This is a genomic window from Paenibacillus sp. DCT19, assembly GCF_003268635.1.
Lineage (GTDB): Bacteria > Bacillota > Bacilli > Paenibacillales > Paenibacillaceae > Paenibacillus.
The window spans coordinates 1,603,551-1,625,625 of record NZ_CP029639.1 but is presented as its reverse complement, the minus strand read 5'-3'; the positions used below and the strand labels follow the sequence as shown (position 1 = coordinate 1,625,625).

25 protein-coding genes, 1 tRNA gene, 2 pseudogenes and 1 riboswitch are annotated in these 22,075 nt (G+C 45.2%); of the genes and pseudogenes, 9 read left to right on the top strand and 19 right to left on the bottom strand.

What is annotated here, in order from left to right; translation table 11 throughout:
- Positions 1-23: 23 nt before the first annotated feature.
- The 16 genes and pseudogenes from DMB88_RS31945 to DMB88_RS07060 all read right to left on the bottom strand — a co-directional run bounded on the left by DMB88_RS31945 (position 24) and on the right by DMB88_RS07060 (position 12,315).
- Positions 24-482 carry a hypothetical protein gene (locus DMB88_RS31945; protein WP_368028324.1) on the bottom strand — a complete coding sequence of 153 codons (459 nt, stop codon included), beginning with the start codon at positions 480-482 and terminating at the stop codon, positions 24-26.
- A gap of 20 nt (positions 483-502) precedes the next feature.
- Positions 503-1,024, bottom strand: coding sequence for a TadE/TadG family type IV pilus assembly protein (locus tag DMB88_RS31940; RefSeq protein WP_368028323.1), 522 nt, complete (start codon positions 1,022-1,024; stop codon positions 503-505).
- Between the two features lie 29 nt (positions 1,025-1,053).
- Positions 1,054-1,458 (bottom strand): hypothetical protein, encoded by a 405-nt coding sequence (locus DMB88_RS07125; RefSeq protein ID WP_128100783.1) that lies wholly within the window; start codon positions 1,456-1,458, stop codon positions 1,054-1,056.
- Between the two features lie 23 nt (positions 1,459-1,481).
- A complete protein-coding gene (locus DMB88_RS07120; RefSeq protein ID WP_128100782.1) occupies positions 1,482-3,263 on the bottom strand; it encodes a hypothetical protein in 1,782 nt (593 codons plus the stop codon).
- The gene (locus tag DMB88_RS07115; protein ID WP_128104351.1) at positions 3,260-3,937 is read right to left on the bottom strand and encodes a TadE family protein; all 678 of its coding nucleotides are present in this window, start codon (positions 3,935-3,937) and stop codon (positions 3,260-3,262) included. The genes DMB88_RS07120 and DMB88_RS07115 overlap by 4 nt, the downstream gene beginning before the upstream one ends.
- The gene (locus DMB88_RS07110; RefSeq protein ID WP_128100781.1) at positions 3,918-4,109 is read right to left on the bottom strand and encodes a Flp1 family type IVb pilin; all 192 of its coding nucleotides are present in this window, start codon (positions 4,107-4,109) and stop codon (positions 3,918-3,920) included. The genes DMB88_RS07115 and DMB88_RS07110 overlap by 20 nt, the downstream gene beginning before the upstream one ends.
- An 11-nt stretch (positions 4,110-4,120) precedes the next feature.
- A pseudogene (locus DMB88_RS07105) lies at positions 4,121-4,989 on the bottom strand (type II secretion system F family protein).
- Positions 4,990-5,049: 60 nt separating this feature from the next.
- Entirely contained in the window at positions 5,050-5,811 is a 762-nt protein-coding gene (locus DMB88_RS07100; RefSeq protein WP_128100780.1) for a type II secretion system F family protein, read from the bottom strand.
- A 165-nt stretch (positions 5,812-5,976) separates the two neighbouring features.
- Positions 5,977-7,158 carry a TadA family conjugal transfer-associated ATPase gene (locus tag DMB88_RS07095; protein ID WP_128100779.1) on the bottom strand — a complete coding sequence of 394 codons (1,182 nt, stop codon included), beginning with the start codon at positions 7,156-7,158 and terminating at the stop codon, positions 5,977-5,979.
- Complete coding sequence (locus DMB88_RS07090; protein ID WP_128100778.1) at positions 7,158-8,378, bottom strand: P-loop NTPase family protein; 1,221 nt, start codon at positions 8,376-8,378, stop codon at positions 7,158-7,160. Before DMB88_RS07090 ends, DMB88_RS07095 begins: the two co-directional genes overlap by 1 nt.
- A 217-nt stretch (positions 8,379-8,595) precedes the next feature.
- Positions 8,596-8,979, bottom strand: coding sequence for a VOC family protein (locus DMB88_RS07085; RefSeq protein WP_056699563.1), 384 nt, complete (start codon positions 8,977-8,979; stop codon positions 8,596-8,598).
- 232 nt (positions 8,980-9,211) lie between these two features.
- The gene (locus DMB88_RS07080; protein WP_128100777.1) at positions 9,212-10,090 is read right to left on the bottom strand and encodes a DUF6612 family protein; all 879 of its coding nucleotides are present in this window, start codon (positions 10,088-10,090) and stop codon (positions 9,212-9,214) included.
- A 253-nt stretch (positions 10,091-10,343) separates the two neighbouring features.
- The gene (locus DMB88_RS07075) at positions 10,344-10,772 is read right to left on the bottom strand and encodes a thiol-disulfide oxidoreductase DCC family protein (protein WP_128100776.1); all 429 of its coding nucleotides are present in this window, start codon (positions 10,770-10,772) and stop codon (positions 10,344-10,346) included.
- Positions 10,773-10,978: 206 nt separating this feature from the next.
- Entirely contained in the window at positions 10,979-11,269 is a 291-nt protein-coding gene (locus tag DMB88_RS07070; protein ID WP_128100775.1) for a hypothetical protein, read from the bottom strand.
- 152 nt (positions 11,270-11,421) lie between these two features.
- A complete protein-coding gene (locus tag DMB88_RS07065) occupies positions 11,422-11,667 on the bottom strand; it encodes a zinc ribbon domain-containing protein (protein ID WP_056699587.1) in 246 nt (81 codons plus the stop codon).
- A gap of 228 nt (positions 11,668-11,895) precedes the next feature.
- A complete protein-coding gene (locus tag DMB88_RS07060; RefSeq protein ID WP_128100774.1) occupies positions 11,896-12,315 on the bottom strand; it encodes an organic hydroperoxide resistance protein in 420 nt (139 codons plus the stop codon).
- A gap of 396 nt (positions 12,316-12,711) precedes the next feature.
- Here DMB88_RS07060 and DMB88_RS07055 point away from each other — a divergent pair, with 396 nt between their 5' ends.
- Positions 12,712-14,007: an Nramp family divalent metal transporter gene (locus DMB88_RS07055; protein WP_128104350.1), complete on the top strand. Its 1,296-nt coding sequence runs from the start codon at positions 12,712-12,714 to the stop codon at positions 14,005-14,007.
- A 132-nt stretch (positions 14,008-14,139) separates the two neighbouring features.
- Here DMB88_RS07055 and DMB88_RS07050 read toward each other — a convergent pair whose 3' ends face one another.
- Both DMB88_RS07050 and DMB88_RS07045 read right to left on the bottom strand, forming a co-directional pair.
- Positions 14,140-14,823, bottom strand: a complete 684-nt coding sequence (locus DMB88_RS07050) for an HAD family hydrolase (RefSeq protein WP_164848635.1) — start codon at positions 14,821-14,823, stop codon at positions 14,140-14,142.
- Between the two features lie 181 nt (positions 14,824-15,004).
- Complete coding sequence (locus DMB88_RS07045; protein ID WP_235540704.1) at positions 15,005-15,403, bottom strand: hypothetical protein; 399 nt, start codon at positions 15,401-15,403, stop codon at positions 15,005-15,007.
- Between the two features lie 114 nt (positions 15,404-15,517).
- A riboswitch (cyclic di-AMP (ydaO/yuaA leader) is annotated at positions 15,518-15,694 on the bottom strand.
- A gap of 392 nt (positions 15,695-16,086) precedes the next feature.
- Here DMB88_RS07045 and DMB88_RS07040 point away from each other — a divergent pair.
- Together DMB88_RS07040 and DMB88_RS07035 are read left to right on the top strand one after the other, a co-directional pair.
- Positions 16,087-16,563: a glutathione peroxidase gene (locus DMB88_RS07040; RefSeq protein WP_056699599.1), complete on the top strand. Its 477-nt coding sequence runs from the start codon at positions 16,087-16,089 to the stop codon at positions 16,561-16,563.
- Positions 16,564-16,711: 148 nt separating this feature from the next.
- Entirely contained in the window at positions 16,712-16,894 is a 183-nt protein-coding gene (locus DMB88_RS07035) for a hypothetical protein (protein ID WP_254438487.1), read from the top strand.
- Positions 16,895-17,071: 177 nt separating this feature from the next.
- On the opposite strand, the gene DMB88_RS07030 is transcribed toward DMB88_RS07035, so the two are convergent.
- A tRNA-OTHER gene (locus DMB88_RS07030) sits at positions 17,072-17,153 on the bottom strand.
- Between the two features lie 389 nt (positions 17,154-17,542).
- Here DMB88_RS07030 and DMB88_RS07025 point away from each other — a divergent pair.
- The 6 genes and pseudogenes from DMB88_RS07025 (at position 17,543) to ureC (ending at position 22,072) form a co-directional block, all read left to right on the top strand.
- Positions 17,543-18,103 carry an urease accessory protein UreF gene (locus DMB88_RS07025; protein ID WP_164848634.1) on the top strand — a complete coding sequence of 187 codons (561 nt, stop codon included), beginning with the start codon at positions 17,543-17,545 and terminating at the stop codon, positions 18,101-18,103.
- 417 nt (positions 18,104-18,520) lie between these two features.
- A complete protein-coding gene (locus DMB88_RS30900) occupies positions 18,521-18,724 on the top strand; it encodes a hypothetical protein (RefSeq protein WP_056699605.1) in 204 nt (67 codons plus the stop codon).
- Between the two features lie 50 nt (positions 18,725-18,774).
- Entirely contained in the window at positions 18,775-19,419 is a 645-nt protein-coding gene (locus tag DMB88_RS07015; RefSeq protein ID WP_128100771.1) for a hypothetical protein, read from the top strand.
- Between the two features lie 231 nt (positions 19,420-19,650).
- A complete protein-coding gene (locus tag DMB88_RS07010) occupies positions 19,651-19,953 on the top strand; it encodes an urease subunit gamma (protein ID WP_128100770.1) in 303 nt (100 codons plus the stop codon).
- Between the two features lie 18 nt (positions 19,954-19,971).
- Positions 19,972-20,358, top strand: coding sequence for an urease subunit beta (locus DMB88_RS07005; protein ID WP_128100769.1), 387 nt, complete (start codon positions 19,972-19,974; stop codon positions 20,356-20,358).
- Positions 20,355-22,072 (top strand): annotated as a pseudogene (ureC, locus tag DMB88_RS07000) (urease subunit alpha). Before DMB88_RS07005 ends, ureC begins: the two are co-directional and overlap by 4 nt.
- Positions 22,073-22,075 lie beyond the last annotated feature (3 nt).

Below are 22,075 nucleotides of genomic sequence, written 5' to 3'. Positions count from 1 at the left end.
CATCACAACACCATCCGCTGTCTCTACAACAAACGTCCACGTCCCTTCCGTTGTACGTGTGCCAACAAACCATTCCCACTGAATTTCTCCGTTCTCATCTGCAGTTGCCCAACCAATGTGCTTGGCTGTACTCTCCCCGACTTGTAAAAGATCGTTAAATTCGCTGTGGTTCCGGGCTCTACCTTAACCCTAATCATGGCATTATTGCCTATGTATGCAGGCTCTGGCTTGGACAACACAGTAACCGAGCCTGTTGAATCTGTGCCATCCCCACTACCGTCGGAGCCTTCTCCTGTATCTCCAATCCATAATCGTTCTGCGGCAGAAGCCTGAATTCGTAGTGATTTACCGATAAAAGGTACCTTGAGTGGCAACTCATAACTCAGCTCAAGTCTGAAATATGGATTGGTCTTGTTTTTAAGATCAGGGATAGAGACCCCATTTACATGTACTCGTTCATAATCCAGTATTGAAGTGTTCATAAAGGGTTGTAGCAGCGGCTTTACAACTGGGTCAAGCACAGCTTCCAGTACAGATGTTTTGATCTCCTGTAAAGGCTGCTCCCTCGAGCTGCTGCTGCCCGTACCCAGTTACTAAGTGGCTCTGGCAGCGAAGATGCATACCCTTCTGCCCACTCTGTGAGGGACAGCTCGGGTATTTTCCAACCAGTCCCCGAATCACCACTCCCGTTACCTGCTGAATCAGAAGGAGTAAATACAAGAGATACGGGATATATCTTGGTAGAGAGCTGTTTTACAGCTTCGCCTGCTGTACTCTGGAGTGCAGTAGATACCAGTGTCATTTGCACAATGTATATTAGAAACATGACGAAGAACAAAAACACAGGTAACACTAACGAAGCTTCCAGCACGATACTGCCCTGTTCCTTTTTTGCAGAACGGCTACGTTCTTTCAAGGATTTTAGATTTTTCAAGCGCTCTAGTCTGTTGATCTGTGTCAGACGAGTCTGCAATCGTTCCAACATTTTCTCTTGCTGAGCCTGCTGCTGATACTGCTTATCCATATTCCCTCCACCAGAACGAGCCCTATCATTTAATAGGAATAATCCACTTTCCGATCAATGAAAAGCCGCCCATCCTCAACCTGATCTGTGCTGCCTAATACCGCGCCTATACTTTTGGCGACGCCAGGCAAGAACCATAATTTGATGCTACTTCGTATCTCGCTAGATGCATATGTCTGCTTCTCGTCTGGGTTCACACCCGTATTCAGCCTAATTAGTGCAAGCATCCGCGACATTTTCCGGTCATTATTACTATGCATAAGCAAAAACAGTCTGAGATGATCTCGGTATGTCAATTTCACTTTGATATAATCGGACAATTCAACGCTGCCTTCTTTGGCAAGAGCCACCATGTCTGCAATCGCATGTGTAATCCCGTATAAAATCGCTGCGGAGAGTACCAGAAGCGGATTGCCTAATTTGCTATTCTTCACTAACCCTTCTGCTGTACGAATCGCTAGTCGCATCCCAAAGATTTCGGCATAAGCAGCCGCAATGTTACCTGAAGGATTATGGAAACCGTAAACGATGTACTCCAGCTCCTGATTTTCAAGCTTAAAGACATCCCCGCATCTCCACTACCCTCTGTCCAGTTAAACAGTTGTCCAAAATCCATTGAGTTGAAATACGCCAGCGCATATTCGTTCTGGAATAACTCATCCCCAAGACTGTCCAGTAGTCCTGACATGCCACCAAACAAGCTGTCCATTCCGTTCATGGCATTGCCACCAGAATCGTATGGATCACCATCAATTTCAGCTTTTTTAGATTCTTCACGACTCGCCTCGTTAAAAGCAATATTTGCGTTGTAATACGTCTCTAACTGCTTGAATGCTTCCTTTGACCCGGAGCTGCCCTTTTCAATCTGTGACAACATGCGTTTGACTTCCTTTAGCTTGCCTTTCGATTCTTTGTCGTTCGCTTTACGCTGGGCATCTGAGCCTCGCCCCTCTTCAAGCTGCTTTTTACTTTGCATGATGACGTTTGAAGAGCCGCTGCGTACATAGGTATTCATATATTGCTCTGTAGTCCGGCTTGCTTGTGTAACTGCAGGTTTAATTGCAACACCGTTTACAGCCGTGACACTATGAAGCTGCATATTGAGTTCCATACTGTCCGTTCGCACGAGGTTGAAATCTGACGTCTGTGAACGAACTCGTGCATTCAATTGATCGAATAAAGAATCAGCTCTCACAAGCTCGGAAGCAAGGGAACGTGTACTTTTAGCCTCATCACCTCGTCCAGCAGATGAAGGGCTCGCGCCAGCCAGCGTTGAATTACCTACGTTATCGTAGCTGGCATTCTGTGAACGATTCTCTCCCTCAGCAATAACTCGCTTCATCTCTTCGTTAATCTGGCGGGCTTCTTCGATCTTGGCATGTGCCTCCTCCAGTTTGGTTTGATGCGTCTGAAACGCTGGCTGAATAGTCATGCTTATGCCTGTCGCCACTTTGCCAACCCCTGTCCGATAACGACCCAGTTCTACTATGTACATTTGCTGGGTGAAGGGCAGACCCTCGTCGATTTGCTTTTTATTAAGATAATCAGCGTACCGGGCTGCGGCTTCAGCAGCAGTCTCTGGTGCTTCTCTCAGCATCTCATCATATATGGCAGACGAAGGCGGGTTCATGATCAGATCGGGAAGATTTTTCAGCTTTTCTGCCGATTCTGTCTGATTCTCAATCGCTTCATCCAACAATTTTTCTCGCTTGTCATATAGCTTCTGCAGTTTCTTGAGCAAATCCACTGTATGTGCTGCTTCCTTCAATTCTTCAGACATCGGTTTGAAACGATTGACCACTTCAAGGGTAAAATCGACAGGTGCCCGATATTTCATATCCTCTTGAATCTGACGGTTGAAGATCTCGTAATTCCCTAATTCCCGATCCATACTTAAGGATGTTGTGTCCCATTGGATATCAAGAATCGGAAAGCTATCCTTCACCGCAGACGGCTTCACACTGTCATTCAGCACCTTGGCCATAATTGCTTCGCTGCTGCTGTCTCCATAAGCGAATAATCCATATTCGCGCAGTGATGGGTCATATGCTGACATGACGGATCTTAGCGCAGCATGTGTCATGCGTTCAGCCTGCACTTTGAAAGCGGCAATGCGGGCATAATCAATGAATACAGCGACAAACATGTATACGCCTGCCAAAATTAATATTAAAAAAAGGGTAACGGCTCCCGCTTCACCATCTTTTTTTCTAAACAGCGCTCCCCCTCCTTCTGTCACTTTTTACGGTTTCCGAAATATTGCACGACCTGTCCCGCTTCCGCAGCGTTACTATCTCCAGTTCCACCTTTGCCTTTGAACTTGGCTCCATAATAACGAATTAAATCTACCGTTCGAATGAACTCTACCGGCTCAACAACCGCAGATGAAGCCGTTGTAAACACACTGTTACCTGAATCAAATAAAAAAGAAGGTAGCGGCAAAGATATCATCTGTTCAAGCTTGGTCGTTACCTTACGCTGAATCAGCGTATTCTGATATTCAATCGTTCCAGTCATAGCCGTAGGCATGCCTTGAACTGCTTGAGATAACTTTTGTTCAGTTAAGCCACCACCTTCACCAGCTGGCACCGAAACCGTAACTTGATTGTCAGCCCCTGCCCAGCCAAAGAGTGCACCGAGCAATTGGTCATCCTTTAATCTCCAGTACAAGTTGTCGTACTCTCCTGTAGCAAATTCTCCGGTCATCGCTTGCTTGTGACTGTTATCCCAACTATAAGCGGCACGCTCGGATGCAGCATATGCATGCTGATTCAAGAACGTTTTTTGATACATATACATGCTGAAGAAAAGCAGGATAACAAGCGTAAACAACACAACTGGGAAGACTAGGGAGGCTTCAATCGTGAAGCTCCCCTCCTCCTTATTCCTCCGGTTATCCTGGGAAGAATTCATCACTTTTCTTCGTCACCTTACCAAGAAGATTTGTGACTAATTCAGTTATTTGTTTTTTGAATATCAATGCAATGATGATAATAACGCCGATAATCAAGATGAGCTCTAGCGTACCAAGTCCATCCTCTTCCTTCCAAAATCCATTGACCTTGTTATTCATTAATTCCAGCATCCCAATTCCTCCTACATATTCATCATCATAAAAGCAGGTGCCCCAATCATTACAACGATCGTAAAAAAGATCAGTACCATCGGAAACACAAGTTTGGAAGAAGCCTGTTCTCCCTTTGCCCGACTAACAGCCTTACGCTTCTCCCACAACACATGCGAAAGATCCCGCAGCGCCAATACAAAGTCACCTCCCCACGCCGGAAATTAAGTAACACCGTTGTTGTGAAGATCGTTACTTCCTGTACCCCACAGCGCCGGCTGAACTGCTCGAACGACTGTTGAAACGAATAACCGTTATTCAAGTCGTGGGCTGTCTTCCGAAGCTCGTTGTACAATGGATGATCTCGTTCTCCCTGACTGGCAACGCAGTGCATAATGGCGCGTTGTACCGTCTCTCCAGCACCAACCAATAAAACAATTCGATTCAGTAGCTCTGGTAATTCCACCAGAATATCCTGATCTCTGCGTTGCACCTTACTGCTGAGATCCTTATATAACGCAAAGGGCAGGAGAGCACCAAGCACTATACCACCTGCCAATCCACCAAGACCTATATCCCCAACAAGGGATAATAAGCAGCCCACCAATAACATAAGCCAGGTATATGTCAGCATCTCCGCACTGTAGAGCAGCGTTTTCTCCCCACTGTGCTGTATGCCATACATCTTCTGAATGGCATGCTGCATACGGAACATCACTACAGGCAATCGACGTCCCACCTCAAACTTATCCAATAGAAACAAGAATGGAGCATGCAGCTTCTTAAATCGTAACCCTTCCATATCCAGCTTGCGTAAATGGCGGTAGGTCTGTCCTTTGGTACGATCCAGTATCAGCCATCCAATCCCGAGCATCCCTCCGAATATGACGGGAAGTAGCATCGTTTCAACTCCTTATTATGTAGTCCGTGTTCAGCCAGCTCTCGTAATGGAGAAATCCCCCTATACTTTGATATCCATGATTCGAGTAATCCACAGATAACAGCAGGCAAGCAGTGCTAAAGCTCCTGTGGAGATTAGATATCCCATGCCGCTATACAGAGGTTCCATAAAGTCCTTTGCAGTCAAATTAAGAAAAATAAGAAATATAAACGGGGCAGCAAACATCGCCTTGGATTCGAACTTTTTCTGTGCTATGGCAACCATAATATCCTGCTGAATATCTAGCTTTTCTCCAATTACCGAAGATGTTCGCCGGACAACCTCAACCAGGTCACCACCTGTTCGTTTACAAGTAATAAACACGTCTGCAAAATTCGTAATATCCTCTACCTGTGCTCGATCGGAAAAATCCTGCAAGGCTTCCTCAATAGGCTGTCCATACTCCATCCGCGTCCGCAGAATAGTAAACTCTCGAATTAGATCCGTATCTGCTTCAGGGTTCAACATCCGTAGATCCTCTACGGATTCCTTAAATCCATTCTCAACCGATTTACCCGCAGCCAGTGCAGAAGACAGTGCGTATAGTGCCTGTTTGAAATGCAGACTGAGCGTCGTTCTCCTTCGCTCGAGCAACACCTTAGTCCAATGTTTAGGCACCCAGATACACCCTGCAGCCAAGATAATGCCAGCCAACCAGTGATGGTAGAATAGAATACCGATGCCGAAAAATAACAATCCACTAATCAGCATGCAGGTAAATCGCTGTCTCCGGGATAACGTGAATACGGTGTAATCGGTTAATGCTTGTCTAGCTTCCGCCAACAATAATCACCTTCCAAACAATTTCTAATATTTAATTAACGTTGTTATACGCAAATTAACTCTTTAACGAATTGTGTTCCTTTGTTCGTTCTATGTATTCTGCAAACCAGTCGCCCAAGCCAGCCATCTGAATTTTGTCGATTCGACTCAGCATGCCAACCTGTATCAGTCCCCAATAATCTTCCCTTCACGTTCTTCTTGCTCCTGGAATCGAAACAAAGGATTAAGCACTACTTCCCCGTTCTCTATACCCATAACCTCACTAATCTCAGTTACTCTACGTGAACGATCACGTAGTCTGGACAAATGCACAAAGATATCGATCGCCGAGCTAATCTGCTGCCGCACAACAGCAATCGGAAGGTCTGCACCACTAAGTACCATCGTCTCCAGCCTGCTGATCATATCGCGAATATTATTGGCATGACCCGTGCTCAAGCTACCATCATGACCTGTGTTCATGGCCTGTAACATATCTAGCGCCTCCGCACCCCGAACCTCACCTATGACAATACGATTGGGTCTCATCCGTAGAGAAGACTTGATTAGATCCCGAATCGATATCTCACCCTTACCTTCGGTGTTGGCATTACGTGTCTCCATAGAAACGAGGTTAGGTACCGTCACAATCTGTAGCTCTGCCGAATCCTCAATCGTAATAATCCGCTCATCAGCGGGAATGAACTGAGATAATGCATTAAGGAACGTGGTTTTGCCTGAACCCGTACCGCCACCGATAAAAATATTGTGCTTACTACGTACCAACTGTTGTAATAATTCTGCTGCCTCTTCATGCAATGCGCCCTTCTGAATCAGATTCAACATTGTCAGCGGCTCACTTGGAAATTTACGAATCGTCATCGTAGGCCCTTTCAAGGCGATGGGTGGCAATACGATATTGACACGTGAACCATCCTTAAGCCTGGCATCAACGATTGGAGAAGACTCGTTAACAATTCGGTTTACCCCAGACACAATCATCTGGATGATGTCCTCCAGCCGTTCCTTGGATTCGAATTCAAGTGTAATCCGGCTAACTTCACCTGCTTGCTCTACAAATATCTCCCTATGGCTATTAATCATAATTTCCGTAATATCGGGATGATCCACAAGCGGCTGTAATATATCTAGCCCACGGAAGGAGTCATATAGCCGTTGTACCAACGTATGTCGCTCTCCAGATGTCAGGTCATGAAGATTCGGATCAGAGAGCACTTTCCGCTCAATTCCCTGCCATAACTCCTCGTCTCCTGCGGATGAGGTCAGATCTAGCCCAGCCCTTACTTCCTGACGCATATGCTGGAACAGTTCTTCTCGGTTTAGATCATTAAGGGATGAGTCTGTCATTAGCGTCCTCCCACTCCCTGGTGAATTCGATCTGTCTGCGTTAGCTCTTCCTCCCCATTCTGGATCAGCAGCGCGCATAGCCTTTTCACTTCTCGCTGAAAGATCGGTGAGCTAAGCAATACCTCCTCCTGACTAATCTGCCTCCAGGATGGAATATAGGGCAGTACGGCATCCAGATGCAGGTCAGGTCTTGGCGTCGCATTCACAACACTGTCCCGATATTTGTTCACGACGAATCTTGCACGATCCATTACGCCTTCAATCCAGTTTGGCTTCACCCGCTCAGCGTACTGTATCCATTGCCCCCAGCGATGCATCGCAGCAATATCGTCTTCTACAAGCCATACGAACGTATCTGCTGTTTCAATGATCCCTTCACTACGTCCATCCCAGCCTGAATCTCCATCTAGAATAATGACGTCGTATTGTCCACATTGAGTCAGGTGTTGAATGAGATTAGCGGTATCCTCCTTGGACATTTGCAGCAACTCTTTGCGATTCGTTAGAGGCCAGAATACATCGGACTTCAGTCCTTCATGACGGAGGACATAATGATCTACACCTTTGGACTGCGGTTGCAACTGTACCGCTTTCCCTGTTTCTTTCCGGCTGACCTTCAGATCATATAAAAGTCGAGACAGCCCCGTTTCGGCATCAGGCTGACGCTGTAGACTTCGGGTTAGACCTTTCTCAAGGAAGGGTTGCGTACTGTCCAACGTCTCCAGGTTAAGGTAAAGCACAGCATATCCAGCCAGTCCTAACTGCTTCGCCATATGCATAGCAACTGCTGTCTTCCCACTTCCACCTGAGGCAGAGACGACTCCAATAGAAAGAGTATCCTGACCTGGTCGATGCGCCTTCTTGCGACGTGGCTGACGGCATGCGTTCATGACCGCATCTAACAAAGAGGGCAGAGGTTGATATTTCATCAACTGTTTATCTTCCTGTACCTCATCATTTCCCTCACTTAGCATTAACCATGGTATTCCCGAGGTATCACCACCACTACTAAGCCAAGCGTTCAGCAGCTCCGGCTCCGCGATGACCAGATCGGGTATCTCTCGCTCCCCCTGTCCATGCATATGCTCTCTGAAGGGCTCCCATTGTGAAAATGCTGTGAATCGCAAACCAGAGCCTGCTGAGCTCCCCTGCACAAAATCTAACCAGGCGCTGATATATTCTCGATCTTTAGAAGCAAGCACTACTTTTAGAACAATCAATTGTTCTCCCCTCCCCGCAAAAAAGCACAAAAAAGCACCGTCCAATGACTGCATGAGCATGCAGCATATGGACGGTGCTTCCGTCACGTGCTATGAATGTATGGATAATATATCATACAATTTCTGGGGGAGCAAGAGATTTATACAAATCATCCTATAGCTGCAATTAACCTAAAACTCATGCGATTCATATGGACATCTCTCATACAGCCAATGATTAAGAATTATACAATGCGCCAAACTCAATAATGTTACGATCCGGATCAAGGACAAAAATCTGTGCAAAGCCAGCCACACTATCCGGTCTCGCTTCGTATTCAATGCCTTGCTTCGTGAGCCAGTCTATTGTTTCCTGATAGCTCGTAACCCAGATGGCAAAATGCCCATCCGTCGTATCAATCCCCGCTTCACGCAGCGTATGCCCTTCAGGATGTTGCAGCAAATGCAGTTGCTGACTGCCAATGGCATACCATATGCCTGTAGAGCGAAAAGGCGGGCGTTCAATCTCCTGCATCTGCAGTAGTCCGGAGTAAAATTGCTTCGCAATCTCCAGATCACGTACAGCCAGACTGACATGATGTAAATGTGCATATTGAATCATTTCTGAATCCCCTCTCGTGAGATACCGTGCAAGCTATAGTTCCCCTTAAACGTTTACATAAATTCTACTATACATTCCTGATCTATGACCAGAAAAGATAGACACAAATAAAAAAGCATGCCCTACACAGATGTGTGCAAACATAATGTTCACACACAGAACTGTGCTAAGACATGCCTCTGATTACACTCGTGTGGCTTAAAGATTACTCACCACTTAGCACCCAGCTAGCTTACTTCGCGCTATCTAATGCTTCTTGTGGAACTTTAATCTCTTCTACTTGGTCATGGTTGGAGAAGGTGGAGTTCATTTTCATGTCCATGGTTACTTTTTGTCCATTCTGCTCCATCTCCATTACCATGGTTACATCGGTAGCTGCAGGCAGATATGTCTCTTTGTTAACCATATACTTCATCTTCATGCTTGTAATGTTCATCTGCTCCAGCATCGCTTGAGTCTGAGCATCAGATCCATTTTGCTCCATGACGGATTTGGCCAATTCTTTCACATTGTCACCCGATACGTCAGCGTTGATCACATAATTGTCGCCTTCTTCTGTAATCTTTGTATCTTCAGCGATCTTTTTGAATTGCTCCAGTTCCGCTTCCGGATTCATGCTTGCTTGCATCTGTGTAATCAATTCCTTGGTCTGATCTTCAGGAATCGTAATCCACTGATCGCCGACTTGTGAGTAGATATTATCCGAAGTAATATACTGCTTCACATTCTGTGCTTCCTGCCCAGCCATTTCGACCTTCATCTCTTGATAGATCATCATTGGATCTTTGATAATATCCATCTTCATCGAAGTTTTAACCTCTTGATCCTGTGACTGGTCACCAGCCTCAAGCTTCAGATTTTGGTCGATCGTTGCATCTGTTGTGAAGCTCTTCATCGCTGTGGTTGCTTCATTTGTTTTGGTAATTAACTCATCTAGCGTTGGGATTGCTGCCGTTTCCTGCTGATCAGTTGCTGTACCCTCGTTCGTCGCTTCATTGGTTGATTCATTGCTCGCTGGCGGCGTTGCAGCACTGTTATCTGTATCGTTTCCGCACGCGGCCAAGCTGATGGATAATATTGCCCCGATAATTAATGTAGTCCACTTCTTCAAGTTGATTTCCTCCCAAATAAATATAATCCTTATTTATTACCCAGTTTTTCCCGTTATTAATCAAGAAGGCTTTTGATAAATATCCGCGTTTAAAAAGATTGGTTTTCAGTACCGAGAAGATGGGATGAAGCTAGAAATGGAGTAGCGGAGCGTAGGCAGACCTACGTGAGCAACGGACATTTCGGCTGAATTCCATATTCGATGCTGATGATGCCAACAGGCATCATTCGTAATCAAAAGCAATTTTTTTAAACTACATTTCTAAGAAACGTTCTTTGATCTCTGGTGTCGGCAACATACAAGCCTCATCCTTACCAAACCACTTATAACGGTTCCGAGCAACCAGATTATATACTGCATTACGTATGAATTTGGGAACAATGATTAAGCCATACAACAATGGGTATGGGAATTTGAGACCTTTGGCTAAGCGAAGCGCTGCCGTAGAGCGCGTATAATATACACCATCTTCAATAAGCACAAACGTATCCATCTGATCTGGCGAAAGATTGCCCTTCCGCAATAATTCCTTCGCAATATCGGACTGTAGTGATGCAAAATGATATTTACCTTCGGGATCACGCTTAATAATCCATTTGGTAATGCCCTGGCAGAAATGGCATACGCCGTCCACGAGCACAATGGGGTGTCCTTGATGCTGATTGATATCCTTAGCTGTCATAATGGAGGCCTCCTCAAGTTGATGCTATCAGACTAACTTACCCATTTTAGACTATGTTCAACTAGGGCGTACCCTAAATCTAGCAACGCTGAATTACATATATCCAGACCTAACACTCTGATCAAGGAAAGTAAAATAGAAAAAGAGCGTAGGCTCGGTGCCTACGCTCGTATCTGTCTGGGCAAATCACCCGAAATCAGACGAAATTAGTTTTGAGTTACTTCAGCAAGTCCTTTGTCCACCCATTGCTCATCGATCATTTGGTGATGCAGATCTTCTGACCACTGATCCATACATTTACAAATGAAATCTTTGCGGCATACAGGACAAGGTGTTTTTTGCAGACGACTGATATGAGTCAACTTCCATTCTGGGGAACGGGAGTAGAACACACGACAATGTGTACCATCTTCGAGTTTTACTGTAAACTCATACAATCCGTCTTTTTCGTTTTGGCTAGCTACTTGCAATTGTGCAATTTTCGGTCTATAAGACATGGATATCACCTGTCAATTCAAATTTGGTTCATGCAATGATACTTCTCAGTACTAAGTCATATTAAAGAAATTTTAGGCCCATGTCAACTCAAGTAGCTACGCCTGAACTGGAATAATCCGGAACACTTCCCTACAATCACCCTTTTGTGATCTTATCCCCCAAACAAAATATCCAGAATCGTGCCTACCTGTCCTTGTTTTTTTCCCTTGAGCACATCCGGATCAAACACCTCTACATATCCGCAGGAAGTACACGTGATGAACAAATAATGATTATGCTGGATATCAAATACTTTGCTTAAACCTGCTCCCGACATCGACACTTCTTTAATATCACAATCGGTTCCTCGGCACTTTGAACATACAAACCGCCTTTCGATCATCTCTTCAATACTCATTTTTGCGTTCCCCTTTTTAGGATAGCTCACATGAAATAAGAGAATAATTATGTAAAAGAGTACGCTCCTGACCCTACAATCTCCTGCACCGTCAGCCAATTTAATTAGAGAGGCTACTCAAAACTGAAATAGAAAGCCCTGCCGATTACCAGCAGGGCTTGTCTTATATAGCAGATCGATATCAGATATACCTGCTATTTAAATCAAGTCTTTTCCTATAAGTATTGGTTAGACTACATTTAATACAACGTCGATATTTCCACGAGTTGCTTTGGAGTATGGGCAGAAGTCATGAGCTTTGCGAGCGAGATCCTCTGCTTGACTATGGTCTACGCCTGGCATACTTACATCCAGACGCACAGAAAGTTGGAATCCATCATCCGAAGGGTCTTTACCAATGGATACATTACTTGTTACAACCACATTCTCCAGCTTCACACCTGCTTTGCGCGCCACGTTAGCTAGTGCACTTTCGTAACATGCTCCATATCCCGCTGCAAAGAGCTGTTCAGGGTTCGTTCCCTCACCGCCAGAGCCACCCAGTTCTTTAGGCATTTTCAGATCATGCTGAAGTACGCCGTCCGAAGAAGTTACTGAGCCTGTACGTCCACCTTTAACTGTTGCTGTTGCTGTATATAAAGCTTCCATTAGAATCTCTCCTTCACTTTGTTTTTTTGCTGCCTACAATTCATTTTAAACTTCTGGCTCATTTTGAAACGCATATTGGATTCATATGTTAGATTCATATTCAGCTTGTACATCTTTCTCAATTTCATGCAAATAACGCTCAAAGGCTGAAATTTTTGATCGATGGGTAATATAAAGATGCGCACGATGGGGACATCGGCTTATTTTTGTGTTAATACATAAAAGTTGCACTAGACAAAAATTATTGAAGGAGTACAATGTAAGTATAAACATAAAAATTTAGATATATCACATATCACATGTTGTCACATCATTATTTCAAAGTCAGGTGATTATTGTATGAGTAAAAGAAATCCGTTTAACGCCCCTTCCAGAGAATCACTATCCACGGCTGGAATGGCTCCTTCCCTCGGGGAAGCTCACAACTCCATGAAGGTTCCTCAGAACGCAGCTTGGTGGAAAAAATTCCTCGCCTTTGTTGGCCCAGGCTACTTGGTAGCTGTTGGATATATGGACCCCGGCAACTGGGCAACAGATATCGCAGGTGGTTCACAGTTTGGTTATACACTACTGTCCGTAATTCTGATCTCGAACCTGATGGCTGTTGTGCTGCAATCACTCGCGGGTAAGCTCGGGATCGTCACAGGACGCGATCTAGCTCAAGCCTGTCGTGAACGCTTCAGTATGCCGGTGGTTATTATGCTCTGGGTACTCTGCGAACTTGCCATTGCAGCCACCGATCTCGCGGAAGTTATTGGTTCCGCTATTGCCTTGAAGCTGCTGTTCAACATTCCGATGTTATACGGCGTGATTATTACAGCTGTGGACGTACTATTAATCTTAGTGTTACAGAATAAAGGCTTCCGTGCGCTCGAAACCCTTGTAATTGTGCTTATGGCGACTATCGCCCTTTGTTTCGGTATTGATCTGTTCTTGGCAAAACCCGATATGGGCGGAGTGCTTCACGGTTTTGTACCTAGCACTGAAATCCTTCAGAATCCGGCTATGCTCTATATTGCCATCGGTATTATTGGAGCTACCGTCATGCCGCATAACCTGTATCTGCATTCCTCCATTGTGCAGACACGTCAGATCGAACAGACACCGCAGGGTAAAAAAGAAGCCATTCGTTATACAACGATGGATTCCACGATTGCACTTACACTCGCGCTGTTCATCAACGCAGCGATCTTGATCGTATCAGCGGCAGTATTCCACAGTGCCGGTATGACACAGGTTGCCGAGATTGCAGATGCTTACCATCTGCTCACACCTCTGCTTGGTACCACTGTTGCAAGTGTTCTCTTCGGCGTTGCCCTGTTGGCATCAGGTCAGAACTCGACACTTACCGGTACTCTCGCTGGACAGATTGTTATGGAAGGGTTCCTTAACATTCGAATCCCTGCATGGTTGCGACGTCTAGTCACTCGCCTGATTGCAATTATTCCTGCCGTAATCGTGACCGCTATCGCAGGAGAGCACGGAACAGAGGAACTGTTGATCCTAAGCCAAGTCGTACTTTCCTTACAGCTTCCTTTTGCGGTTATTCCGCTGGTCATGTTTACGAGCGATAAGAAGAGTATGGGTGCATTCGCGAACAAACTGTGGTTGAAAATTACGTCCTGGATCATCGCTGCAGTCATCGTTGTCCTGAATGTGTACCTCATTATTCAGACCATCGCGCTGTTTTAATTCAAATAAAAAGAGCCCACTCATCCAAGTGAAATGTTCACTTGAAATGGGTCGGCTCTTTTTTTATCCTTTTCTAGAACGATATGCTCTAGTAGGGTCATCAGCTATAAATCTTATTTTGGAGTATATCTCCTAGTCTTGATCTGGTAGAAGCAAAGGAAGAAGCTGCTCTAGATTATCAACTGTCCAATCCGGGTGATCCTGATCTTCAAGCTCAGGCTGGAACCGTCCATACCCCTGTAAAATGCGTATCGTTCGCATTCCAAGCTTCTTCGCGGGAACGATGTCATTATCGATGCGATCTCCGATCATAACCGCTTCCTCAGCCTTGCACCCTGCTTGCTTCAATGCCACCGCATACAGTTCACGATCAGGCTTGGACACTCCTTCTTCAGCTGAGCAAGCAAGCACATTCACATACTTACGCAATCCGTAACGCTCTAACCGTTCCTCCGTACCTGGACTCTGATTAGCAATGATGCCAATGCGATAAAACCGTGACAGTGATTTGAGCACTGAACCTGCGCACGCATAGGGCTGCTCAAGCTCTTTGCGAAACTTCAATTTAGCCTGAATCTGCTCTCTATGCTGTTCATCGCTAATCAACGTGCGTATCGCCACTTTCATTGGCCACGGCTCGTAGTTTCGGTAACAGGTGACAAATATCTCCCGCACAGTCTCGATCTGCACCGGATATCCAAGCGCACAGGCTTCTCTCACGAACTGACCGATAATATCGTCTACAGGCTCCCATTCGTCTACTAGCGTATCTCCTACATCGAAGAACAACCATTTTAACCCACGTACATCCGGCACATCTATTCCTCCTTGTCAGCTATGGGAAACTCTTGCTGCATCCCCTGAACAATAAAAAAAGAAGACCCACTTCATGCATGAGTCTCCTCAAAATTCCGTTTACCATTTGTTCATAAGTTTAATGATCTATTATTTCAATTATATCAGGCACCTGACAAGGGAGCAATCATCGGTTGCAGCATCAACCGTTAAGTAGGAAGCCTACTTCTCCGTTTAATGAATAGACAATCCGATCGGCACCCATGCCTCGATAAATTCCTTTTGGATGGCTCTGTTCAGTAATCACACACAGTGACTTAGATGTCCACGAACGACAGATCTGCAAATAACGGCAGGTCAAGTTGAGACTATTCTCGAAAATAAAAACATTGCCTACACTGCTCTGAGGCAAAAACCATTTTTCAGCCGCAGCCGTGTTCATGCGAATGACATGCTCTACCCCGAACTTCCGGAGTTTCCGCTCTTCCCCTGCACTGTTGGTCAGAACGGCAAACGGCATTTTTTTGTACATCAATAGTTTGATAAATTTGCGCCCCGCTTCGTTCGGAGCAGTTACTAAAATCATCTCATTATCCATCATTCGTTCCTCCCTTAGCGTGAAAAGACAACAAAAAAGAAGCGTGGGGACCAAGGCCTCCCGGACGCTTCTTAAAGAATCCATGGCAAAAACACCATGAACCAGCGTACGGCTTGTTGCCTCTCCCTTTAACGCTTACGAGGTTAGCTGACGGATTCGGGCGCGAGAGTCGCCCTATTTCCGGCTGTTACCGGAAAATTCACCCCATGGATCCATACTGCCCTAGAACAGCGCATCCTTTTGGTTCCCCCGTTTTCCACCCATGAATGAATGGAAACTCAGCGATTAAAACATCGTTCTTACATCATGACTGATTAGATCGATATTATCGTTTGTTTCGTTTTTTCATGTACAATAGAAATTAAATTAGAAATTACGATATGAATCATACACCGAGGTCATGTTGATGTAAAGTGTACACAGATCACCGAATCGACGGATTTATGCCGTTTCAACCCAATGATATCGCTTACAACATATTTTTGCTACATCCATCTCCTCAAAGCTCTCTAATTCTCGTGATCACAGAAATCATCTGCCTATTCGTCCCTATGGAGACCGATTCGAACTCCCAAATGCACCAAAACTAGAATTATCTAATATTAGTTTTGCATTATTTAATTGCAACCAATATAATAGATATATACGAAATAGGATTAATTCATTCGATACTGGAGGCGATTTTCATGACCGTTTATGAATACAAAGTAAATACCCTTCGAGGCCAAGAACAAGAAATGTCTCAATACCGAAACAAAGTGCTGCTTATTGTGAATACTGCTAGTAAGTGTGGACTGACACCACAATTCGAAGGACTGCAAGAGCTGTACAATAAATTCAAAGACCGCAATTTTGAAGTCCTTGGATTCCCGAGCAATCAATTTGCACAGGAAAAGGGCTCATCCGATGATATTGCTGAGTTCTGTCAAATGAACTATGGTGTAAGCTTCCCGATGTTCGAGAAGATCGATGTCAACGGATCGAACGCTCACCCCCTGTTCCAGCATCTCACCAAAGAGGCTCCAGGCCTGCTCGGCTCCAAAGCAATCAAATGGAATTTCACTAAATTCCTAGTAGATCAAGACGGACGTGTCGTAAAGCGTTACGCACCCAAAACAACTCCTGATCAGATTGAAGCTGACATCGAGAAATTATTGAAATAAATTGAACAACCAACAGCCATCTAACCGGAGACCCTAGCGTTAAGCAGGAATTCTCTAGTCGGTGGCTTTTTTTTGCACTCAAGAGCTTATTTTGACATAAGAACTTATGATAGACATTAGAGTGTTCTGTTGAGAGGAGTGATGTGGTATGAAAAACGCACTTATCGATTTACAACCTGTGACTATTGAAAATTGGTATGCATGTACTCAGCTTAAAGTTAAGCCAGAACAGCTTGCTCTATTTCCTGCACCTGTCGTTTATTGGATTGCGGAATCTAAATATGTTAGCGAATTCGAATTACGATTGCCGGAAAATTGTACGAATCGTTAGGTTTTATGCGAATTAGTGAAAAGGTCATCGATGGCGAAATTTTACGTCTGCTTCAAGTTTGATCTTTGAGAACTGAACAACATTCTTCAGGCTTAATGAAATTAGAATAAAATAAAACGTTAGAAACAAAAAAAGAAGCTTCCATGTTCGGAAGCTTCTTCTTATCTTGCATTATGATGCGGTCGAGAGGACTCGAACCTCCACGGGCATACGCCCACTACCCCTCAAGATAGCGTGTCTGCCATTCCACCACGACCGCATGTCGTAAATTATCGGCAACAAAATTGATTATACAGGGTTTCATTATAAAAGTAAAGCACTTTTTAATTTCAGTTATTTCACACGATATTCCACCTCTAACTGCATGAATCGTCATATTCCCACAGCAGTTGCATATCCTTGAATTCGACCTACTTCCCTTCCAATAAACAAGAATATCATTACGCACTTCAACACATAACTCATTATGTTACTATAATTAACACAATAAAGAAATTTAAATAAAAATAACAAGATTTAATTGACAAAAAGCGGATAATTATGTGATTATATATATCATATAATTCGGATTCAAACTCATAAACAGCATCTAAACGCAATAAAATGTTATATATATTAACATTTAACGAACATAGGAGGCGAAAGATTGTGAACCGTGGGAATAAGCTGCTCGATTATGTCAAACTGCTTGATTCCTCTATTCAAGTCGGAGGGTTCACTCATTCATTCGGCATGGATGCACTTATAGCAGAAGGATCAATCCGTGACGTAGCAGACCTGGAATCGTTCATGCGTTGTCAATTGCATCCAAGCATTGTCCGCCTTGAAGGAATGGCGATTAAGGGAATCTACAGCGCAGCAGATCAGAAGGATACATGGCGAACAGCTCTTATTGACAAACTGGTTCACGTCCAGCGAACCCCTCCAGATCTCAGGGAACAGTCCTCCGCTATGGGCAAACGGTTAATCAAGCTTGCTCAAGCTCTCCATCCCTGGATCGACTTCAGAAAACTCGAACACACGCTGTCCACCTATAATTCAGTTGGATGCCTATCCACTGTTCACGCCTGGATTAACCACCACCTTGATATCCCCGTCGAGGAGGCGGTACTCGGTTATCTCCACTCAGCCTCAAACGCATGCATAATTGAAGCCTCGAAAGCCCTCCCCTCGATCGTCAAAACATACAGGAACTGCTGGTTCACCTGACCGCAGACCTGGAGCATGAATGGAACACCGTTAGCGCCTCCGCTGCGGATGAACCAACTCAAGCAACAACGACGTCAATGAAGTCTCTATTCCCAAGCTTCCACATGCTTGGAGCCGGGTTACACGCTTTCAAAGCATAACAACTCACTTACGCATCCACGCACCATACGCAACACACACCTCTAATTGAACAAAAACACGCCGCAACTCCTTTGTTGGCGTGTTTTTTTGCGATTCATTTATGGATGAATTTGCGAATTTACGTCATTTTAAATCATAAAATACACTTATTTCCGTCTTTTTTAATTGTTACATGACGCAATAACGTATATAATGTAATATACAGCTCGCATCTCCCTACATTTTACCCGAAAAAGGAGCGACTGAATACTACTTTTAACCTAGGGGTGAACCCTTTTGAACAAAAAGAAACCCGTGACCCCATTCGGATGGGCTATCAAACGCCGTTTAACCGAACTCCAGATGGATCAGAAAACATTTTGCGAACAACACGACATTCCACCATACCGTCTATCGAATCTAATTCACGGCACACGCAAGGCTACCCGATTCCGCAATCAGGTCGCAGATATTTTACAAATTCCAGACGATCTCCGCTAGCAGAGCACCATGTCTTATGCGCCAACTGACCACAAGGAGGGTTTCACACAATGAGTTACTTAACAACCGATCTAGAGAAGTTATCTTATCAATATATGCGCCACCAGCTCATTATTGTAGATCACCATTGGACTATTCGTAGCTGCAACAACGCTTGGCAACAAGGACTTGGCCAATTGCATGACTACATGCACTTACCAGCGTATTATTATTCGGCATCCGGCACGCTCCCTTATCTCAACTTATTAGAAGCATGGACATCACCTGATCGAGATCATCAGAGCAATAAGACGATCCAGCGACTCAAAAACATTCGTACACCTTTTGACAGTAACCATACATACGACATCACGATCCACCTGCCCAACTTGAAACAGAGGTGGTTCCGCTTAGAACTCACTCCCTTACCCACAACAAACTCACCCTGCACTTCCGAACTAGCCCTAATCGCCCACACCGATGTCACAGAACAGAAACAGGCCGAGCAACAACTTCAACAAGCATTATCCGAGGTACGCACACTACGCGGACTCCTTCCCATATGTGCTGTATGTAAACAAATTAAGGACGAACAGGATACATGGAATCCCGTCGAGAGTTATCTCAAAAAGCACACCCATGCCGAGTTCACCCATGACATTTGCCCAGACTGCATCCGCAGGGTGTACCCACAATATTCCGGAATTCTGGGTTAGAATCCAATCGACTGTTAAAGTTGTATCAAAAGAAAACACAAACTCCCAATGTTACTATACATAACACGTTTATGAATTTCCGCTCATAGAAAATACCAATATTATTCAAATTACATTGACAACGAACCTACCCTGTGTGAGTATATTTAACATAACAATTATATAAGATGAACATGATTTTATTCACTTATATAGGAGATCAAGACTTCATAAGGGAAAGGTCGGATTACGTTGCACTGGACTGAGCAGGAAAAAGAAAAACTCCTGATTACCGTAGCCGCTAACCTCGCCCGAGAGCGTAAAGGTCGAGGACTTAAGTTGAATGTTCCCGAAGCTATCGCCTTATTGACCTCTGAACTCATGGAGCGCGCGCGTGATGGAATGAGTGTTGCAGAATTAATGCGATATGGAGGTACCATTTTGAAACGCGAGGACTGTATGGAAGGTGTACCTGATATGATTCCCGAGGTACAGGTAGAAGCTACTTTTCCCGATGGCACAAAGCTCGTCACCGTACACGAGCCCATACGCTAAGAAAGGCAGGAGAACGCCATGATCCCTGGTGAATATCGTTTGAAGCAGGACGACATCATCTGTCATCCCGATCGCCCAACAGTGCGATTACTTGTCTTGAACCGTGGGGATCGCCCCGTACAAGTTGGTTCCCACGTGCATTTCTATGAGGTTAACGCCGCATTGGACTTTGATCGCACAACCGCTTACGGACATCGTCTACACATCCCCGCAGGCACCGCTGTTCGGTTTGAGCCTGGCGAAGAGAAACCTATTGAGCTTACAACCTTTGGCGGCAAACGACAAATTCATGGTTTCAACCGTTTAACCGAAGGCGCTATATATACCCCTCCCGACACCCAGAAGTTAGACACTTTCCTGAAAACTTTTGCACCACTCAAGCAGAATGGGAGTGATTCCCCATGAAATCAATGACCCGTGAGCAATACGCCTCCATGTTTGGACCCACAACCGGGGATGCCGTCCGACTAGCAGACACCGATCTTTGGGCCGAGATTGAACATGATTATGCCGTCTACGGTGAAGAGAGCAAGTTCGGCGGTGGCAAAGTCATTCGTGATGGCATGGGTCAATCCACATCTGCCCTTCGCAGTGACGGCACCCCGATACTGTAATCACCAACGCAATCATCATCGATCATTGGGGAATTGTAAAAGCAGATATCGGCATCCGTGATGGACTCATCTGCGCTATAGGAAAATCCGGCAACCCCGACACGATGGACGGAGTCGATCCTCCACTCGTTATCGGCGCTTCCACGGAGATCATTGCTGGCGAAGGAATGATCTTAACCGCCGGTGGAATCGATACTCATATCCATTTTATCTGCCCACAACAGATTCAGACAGCATTATCTTCTGGAGTTACCACAATGATTGGCGGCGGCACAGGGCCTGCCACCGGAACAAAAGCAACGACCTGCACACCAGGAGCTTGGCACATCCATCGCATGTTGGAATCAGCAGAAGCCTTTCCTATGAATATTGGCTTCCTTGGCAAAGGAAACAGCTCCTCTACAGCACCTTTAGTTGAACAGATCGAAGCAGGTGTAATCGGCCTCAAGCTCCATGAAGATTGGGGCACAACCCCGAGTGCCATTGATGCCTGTCTGACCGCTGCTGACGAGCATGATGTTCAGGTAGCCATCCATACCGATACATTGAATGAAACCGGATTCCTGGAAAGTACACTCGCAGCCATTAACGGTCGCACCATACACACCTACCACACAGAAGGCGCAGGCGGCGGGCACGCACCAGACATTATTCGAGCAGCCGGTGAGTCCTACGTTATCCCTTCTTCCACTAACCCCACCAGACCTTACACACGAAATACGGTAGAAGAGCATTTGGATATGCTAATGGTCTGCCACCATTTAGACCCGTCTATCCCTGAGGATGTTGCTTTTGCAGATTCTCGGATTCGACCCGAGACCATTGCTGCTGAAGATATTTTGCATGATCTTGGTGTATTCAGCATCATCAGCTCCGACTCCCAGGCTATGGGACGTGTTGGAGAAGTCATCATACGAACTTGGCAAACGGCAGACAAAATGAAGAAACAGCGCGGCAAACTGGACACTAATCCCGATGCGAGAGCCGATAACGATCGTATCAAGCGGTATATCGCAAAATATACGATTAATCCAGCTATCGCCCACGGAATTAGCCATCTCGTCGGCTCCGTTGAAGTTGGTAAACTCGCCGATCTAACACTTTGGAATCCCGCCTATTTTGGCGTCAAACCCGAGATGGTCATCAAGGGAGGTATGATCACTTTCGCCCAGATGGGTGATCCCAATGCTTCGATCCCAACACCCCAACCTGTGTTTGGCAGACCGATGTTCGGCGCTTTTGGCAGCGCATTGCCCAAAGGCTCCATCACCTTCGTTTCCCAAGCCGCGGCAGATGCCGGCATCAAAGAACAGCTTGGACTTCATAAGCGCGTTGAACCTGTGAAGGGCTGCCGCACAGTGAGCAAAAAGGACATGATTCACAATGATGTGACCCCGACCATTGAAGTGGATCCCGAAACATATGAGGTTCGTGCCGACGGTATACTCCTTACGTGCGAACCCGCAGATGAATTACCCATGGCTCAGCGTTACTTCATGTTTTGATAA

Bases quoted from the DNA above. Each gene is read 5' to 3' on its own strand.
- DMB88_RS31945 (WP_368028324.1), bottom strand. From the start codon at position 482: ATGAACACTTCAATACTGGATTATGAACGAGTACATGTAAATGGGGTC.
- DMB88_RS31940 (WP_368028323.1), bottom strand. From the start codon at position 1,024: ATGGATAAGCAGTATCAGCAGCAGGCTCAGCAAGAGAAAATGTTGGAA.
- DMB88_RS07115 (WP_128104351.1), bottom strand. From the start codon at position 3,937: ATGAATTCTTCCCAGGATAACCGGAGGAATAAGGAGGAGGGGAGCTTC.
- DMB88_RS07110 (WP_128100781.1), bottom strand. From the start codon at position 4,109: ATGCTGGAATTAATGAATAACAAGGTCAATGGATTTTGGAAGGAAGAG.
- DMB88_RS07095 (WP_128100779.1), bottom strand. From the start codon at position 7,158: ATGACAGACTCATCCCTTAATGATCTAAACCGAGAAGAACTGTTCCAG.
- DMB88_RS07085 (WP_056699563.1), bottom strand. From the start codon at position 8,979: ATGATTCAATATGCACATTTACATCATGTCAGTCTGGCTGTACGTGAT.
- DMB88_RS07075 (WP_128100776.1), bottom strand. From the start codon at position 10,772: ATGACAGCTAAGGATATCAATCAGCATCAAGGACACCCCATTGTGCTC.
- DMB88_RS07070 (WP_128100775.1), bottom strand. From the start codon at position 11,269: ATGTCTTATAGACCGAAAATTGCACAATTGCAAGTAGCTAGCCAAAAC.
- DMB88_RS07065 (WP_056699587.1), bottom strand. From the start codon at position 11,667: ATGAGTATTGAAGAGATGATCGAAAGGCGGTTTGTATGTTCAAAGTGC.
- DMB88_RS07060 (WP_128100774.1), bottom strand. From the start codon at position 12,315: ATGGAAGCTTTATATACAGCAACAGCAACAGTTAAAGGTGGACGTACA.
- DMB88_RS07055 (WP_128104350.1), top strand. From the start codon at position 12,712: ATGGCTCCTTCCCTCGGGGAAGCTCACAACTCCATGAAGGTTCCTCAG.
- DMB88_RS07045 (WP_235540704.1), bottom strand. From the start codon at position 15,403: ATGATGGATAATGAGATGATTTTAGTAACTGCTCCGAACGAAGCGGGG.
- DMB88_RS07040 (WP_056699599.1), top strand. From the start codon at position 16,087: ATGACCGTTTATGAATACAAAGTAAATACCCTTCGAGGCCAAGAACAA.
- DMB88_RS07035 (WP_254438487.1), top strand. From the start codon at position 16,712: ATGAAAAACGCACTTATCGATTTACAACCTGTGACTATTGAAAATTGG.
- DMB88_RS07015 (WP_128100771.1), top strand. From the start codon at position 18,775: ATGAGTTACTTAACAACCGATCTAGAGAAGTTATCTTATCAATATATG.
- DMB88_RS07005 (WP_128100769.1), top strand. From the start codon at position 19,972: ATGATCCCTGGTGAATATCGTTTGAAGCAGGACGACATCATCTGTCAT.